Annotated in this window: 5 protein-coding genes and 1 pseudogene; 5 read left to right on the top strand and 1 reads right to left on the bottom strand. The window is 68.3% G+C overall.

The genetic code is table 11. From position 1 onward, the window contains the following. Positions 1–73: 73 nt before the first annotated feature. Positions 74–451, bottom strand: a complete 378-nt coding sequence (locus tag AC2VOP_RS14700; protein WP_486961656.1) for a hypothetical protein — start codon at positions 449–451, stop codon at positions 74–76. 68 nt (positions 452–519) lie between these two features. On the opposite strand from AC2VOP_RS14700, the pseudogene AC2VOP_RS14695 reads away from it, so the two are divergent. From AC2VOP_RS14695 to AC2VOP_RS14675, 5 genes and pseudogenes are all read left to right on the top strand, one after another. Then, a pseudogene (locus tag AC2VOP_RS14695) lies at positions 520–567 on the top strand (hypothetical protein); the annotation flags it as partial. A 49-nt stretch (positions 568–616) separates the two neighbouring features. After that, positions 617–1,108: a recombinase family protein gene (locus tag AC2VOP_RS14690; RefSeq protein ID WP_486961655.1), complete on the top strand. Its 492-nt coding sequence runs from the start codon at positions 617–619 to the stop codon at positions 1,106–1,108. 107 nt (positions 1,109–1,215) lie between these two features. Continuing rightward, positions 1,216–2,286 (top strand): hypothetical protein, encoded by a 1,071-nt coding sequence (locus AC2VOP_RS14685; protein ID WP_486961654.1) that lies wholly within the window; start codon positions 1,216–1,218, stop codon positions 2,284–2,286. Beyond that, entirely contained in the window at positions 2,277–3,290 is a 1,014-nt protein-coding gene (locus AC2VOP_RS14680) for a hypothetical protein (RefSeq protein ID WP_486961653.1), read from the top strand. The genes AC2VOP_RS14685 and AC2VOP_RS14680 overlap by 10 nt, the downstream gene beginning before the upstream one ends. Before the next feature lie 109 nt (positions 3,291–3,399). Continuing rightward, on the top strand, positions 3,400–4,026 hold the full coding sequence (locus AC2VOP_RS14675) for a zinc ribbon domain-containing protein (protein WP_486961657.1): 627 nt from the start codon (positions 3,400–3,402) through the stop codon (positions 4,024–4,026). Positions 4,027–4,188: the final 162 nt, after the last annotated feature.

Here is a 4,188-nt window from a genome sequence, read left to right as displayed (position 1 = left end):
CCGCGTCAAGCGAGCCGGGCAGTGACCTGGTGGCACCTCGGGTGCATCAACGCCTCATCCAAAAGCGCTGACCTCAGGAAGGTAGTCCAGTGAGCCGGTACGGCCCGGCCTCGACGATGCGCTGGTTGTCGGCGGTGCGCAGGGTCCGCGTGTAGGACGCCGCCAGGACGCGCATCGACCATGTCCGCAACGCGAGGCCGCCGGCCTGCAGCACCAGTCCCATCGGCCCGGCCGCCGGCGGCAGCCGCCGCGTAGGCCTGCACGCGAGCATCGGCGCCAGCGCCGCAAGCGCATACCCGGTCACGATCATCCGGGTGGTCCCCTGGTCGTCCGGTCCGGCGTCCATGCTGGATGCCGGACCGGGCTTACGCGTCAGTGCCTCGAGCGCCAGAAATCCGCCGACACCCGCGTAACCGATCAGCAGCCAGCCGCGGTCGGTTCGGGTGGCCATGCCTATAGCATCCCCTCTACACGTTCTGATATGTGTTGATATGCAGTGAGGCCGCCGAGTATTTGGGGATGTCGGTGGTTGGGGTGCGCAAGGCGGCCGTAGAGGGGCGGTTGGCGTGTCGGCGGTCGCGGGCGGGGCAGCGGTTGTTTGATCGGTCGGATTTGGATGCGTATCTGGGCCGCCCGGCGCCGGCTAGGGATTCTGGGGGGGCGGGAGCGGCTGGAGGCGCTGTATTGCCGGGTGTCGGGGTCGACGGAGCAGGCGTCCTCGCTGGCCAATCAGGAGCAGATGTTGGCGGAAACGGCGCGGGGTGAGGTGTTTGGGGTGTATCGGGATCGCGGCTCGGGGTTGCGGGAGTCGCGGCGCGGATTGGATCGGTTGCTCGATGATGCGGCGGTGGGTCGGTTCAGGGTGGTGCGGGTGGTGTGGCTGGATCGGCTGGCGCGGTTCGGGGTGGCGTGGATCGAACGGTATCTGTCGGTGTGTGGGGTTAGTGTCGAGGCGTTACACGAGCGCGGCGACGAGTCGCTGTTGGAGGAGCTGATGGACGACTTCATCGCGCTGTTGGCATCGTTTTCGGGCCGGTTCTATCCGTTGCGGTCCAAGCGCAATCAGCGGCGTCTGCTGGAGGCGGCCGGCGAACGGCTGGGCCCGTGAACGCGCCGGGCTCGCTTCAGCGCATGAAGATGTACCGGGCCGCTCGGCGGCTCGGCGTTAGGCGCGGCGACGTTCGGCGCGGATGGGGGCACCCCAACGCCACGACCGTGCCGGTGCGTCTTGTCACCGAGTGGGAGACAACCCCGCCGGGGTGGCTTAGCGCGGCCCGCGATCGCGAACAGCGCCGCAAAGACCGTAAGCGCGCAGACCACCGGTTATGCCCGCCGGAGACCGCGCAGCTGCTGGGGCTGCCGCGTAAAAGGGTGCTGGCGGCGATGCATGCGGCCGGGGTGGGCGCGCCGCTGGATAACGCCACGGTGCGGGGCTGGCTGGCCTCGTGCGCGCGGCCGATGCCGGATTGGCTCTCGGAGTTGCTGGCGCAGACCGCGGCCGAGGCGGCCGAGCGAAAAGCGCGCGAGCAGGCTGAAGCGCTTGAGGTCGAGCACCGCCGGCTATTGGTCGAAGAACGCGTCCGGGAGAAATTGCGGGCAGGTAAGCGCCATTTCCTCGGGCAAGCCCTCGAGGTGGTCCAGGAGTGGGCGTTTTACGCGGCCAAGCAACTGCTCTGCAGCGACGGCGTTGTTGATGAACTGGAAGAGTGGGAATTCGCCGCGCTGCGGGCGGCTGGCGTCAACCCGAAAGATCACTCAACGTGGCTGTTGCACCGGGGCGGCTGCGACGGGTGGGGCGTCACCGGCGGTTGTGAGGCGCGCATCGCCGAGATGGCTGCCGAGCGGTTCGCCGCACAGGAAGCCGACCGCCATGAGCGAAGGCAGCGTTCTCGCCGAGCGGCCGAGTGCATCGCGTCCGGGGCGTTCGTCGTCGGTCAGCTCGTGTTGGCCTCCTACGACAGTCGCGCGGCCGTGGTGGTGAAGCTGAACAAGGTGACCGTCAAGGTCCGTCATGTCGGGTGGAAGTTCAACGGATACGAGGTGGTGGAACGCAGCTATTCGCCCGCCTTCCTGCACGCCCTGCCTGCCGGGCTGGCCGCCAAGATGGGCGCGTTAGCGGTCGGTGAGCGCATCGAGTTCATTGCCTGGGGTGGCCACCAGCGCGTTGGTGAAATCCTCAACACCGACGGGCCGCTGCTGCGGGTCGGCTACCGGTTGGCGTCCGGGCAGGCCCGCACCGTCTGGATGGACATCCTGCGTTTGGATGGTGTGCGGTCGTGGCGGTGATTCAGTCGGCGGTGCCGGTGCGTATCGGCGCGGCTATCGAGGAAGGCAGCGGTGAAGTCGTCGCCGCCGCGCCGCGGATCGGCTGGCTGCTTGATCTGGTCGCTGAACTTTCGACGGAGTTGATGGCGCGGTGTTGGCGGCCGGCCACCTTCACCGTCTTGCACGAGGGGGTGGACTTTCTGGGCCGCAGACTTCCGCCCACCGCGGCGGTGGCAGCGCAGCGGCTGGGCTGGACACCGCAGACCCCACCTGGGGTGTATGTGCCCTCGCGGGTGGCGCGGCTGGCCCAAGCCAACGTGGTGCCGATCCTGAAAACTATGGCCTATCGAGACCGGTTGATCCCCGAGGTGGTAGCGGCCCTCGACGAAGACGGCGACCTGGACTACTGCCGGCTCGACGAACAGCACTGCCGCTATGTCACCGCGGCGTTCCTGCGAAACCTGACCCGGCAATTGCGGCGCCATACCGGCCGCCCGATCAGCTGCATCACCGAGATCCAATCCGCGCCGGCGGTATCGAAGCTGGCCCGGCTGGGTGCCGCCGACGCCCAACTCGTCGAACTAGAGGTCACCGACGCGGCCGGGCTGTGGCTGCGGATCAAACTGCCGACCACCCCGCAGCCGGGCGGGCGGGCCGACTGGGTCTGGCACACACTGTGGTGCCCGACACCGCCGCAACTGAAAGCCCGCACTATCGCCAGTTGGCATCTGCCCACCATCTGCCTACAGCGCGGCGCGCCGCTGCTGCGGTTCACCATCACCGAAGAAGTGCCCGAACCCGACACCGCTCACGCCGGCGCGGCGCTGGGCATCGACTGGTCCCCGGCCGCGCTGGGCGCGGCCACCATGGTCGCCGAACACGGCGGCGCCCTGATCACCGATGCCCGCACCCACGTCTACAACGACCGCGGCCTGGGTGTGCGGCTGGCCCGGCTGCAAACCCGAGGGCCAACACCTATCAGCCAAGATCGACCGGCTCACCCGACTGGGCGAAGGCGCCTGTGAGCCCGCCCAACTCCACGCCAAGATCGCCGTGCTGCAGCAGCACCGGGCGGCGCTGGGCGCCAAACGTCGGCGGATCAACCGTGACATCGCGTTCGACTTCGCCACGACCATGACCGCCATGGCCACCACGTCCGGTGCTGGGGTCATCGCCATCGAAGACCTCCGCGGGCTCGAACCGCGCAACCGCGGGAACACCAACAACAACCGGGCCGCCCAATCGGCGCGCCGCCGCGCCTACCAGGCCCTCGAACACAGCGCCGCCCGCGCTGGCCTCGAAGTCGTCATGTGCCCACCGCGCGGCACATCGGCGCGCTGCCCGGGCTGCGACGGCGAAATCACCCGCCCCAACGGCTATCACAGCGCCGGCTGCCCCAGCTGCGGCATCAACGGCGCCAACCGCGACCAGATCGCCGCCCAAAACATCGCCAAACGCGTGCTGCTGGCTAAAACCCAGGTGAAGCGGCCCAGGAACAAACCCAAACGCGTCACCACAGCCGCGCACCGCCCGGTCACCAAGACCCGGCAGAAAACCACCGACACCCCAAAACAGCGCCGCCACAAAAGAACCCGGCACACCACCCCCCTGCCCACCATCAAACAACCCACCTATCCTGCACGCCAAGCGTCCGTGTGGGACAGAGCCCAGCCCGCCGCACCAGCAGCGAGCACCTCTGAACAACCCATCCCCGATACCCGCCGCACACGCAAAACGCCAGTAAGTATCAGAGACCGGTAGACGCTGCGATGCGAAATCTGGTGGGTCGGTTGGCGGCCGTTCTCATGCTGACCGCAGCGTCGACGGCCACCGTGACGTTTGGCACCGAGGCGGTGAGCTCGGCGCACTGTGAGCCCGGGCAGTGGTGGGAGCCGTTCAGCAAGGCCTGCTACCCACTGGGCG

The organism is Mycobacterium sp. TH-M106 (assembly GCF_057473765.1).
The sequence above is the reverse complement of the archived record's forward strand: the minus strand, read 5'-3'. Positions and strand labels throughout refer to the sequence as shown.

Excerpts from the sequence above, each read along its gene's own strand:
- AC2VOP_RS14700 (WP_486961656.1), bottom strand. The coding sequence starts at position 451 with ATGGCCACCCGAACCGACCGCGGCTGGCTGCTGATCGGTTACGCGGGT.
- AC2VOP_RS14690 (WP_486961655.1), top strand. The coding sequence starts at position 617 with ATGCGTATCTGGGCCGCCCGGCGCCGGCTAGGGATTCTGGGGGGGCGG.
- AC2VOP_RS14675 (WP_486961657.1), top strand. The coding sequence starts at position 3,400 with ATGACCGCCATGGCCACCACGTCCGGTGCTGGGGTCATCGCCATCGAA.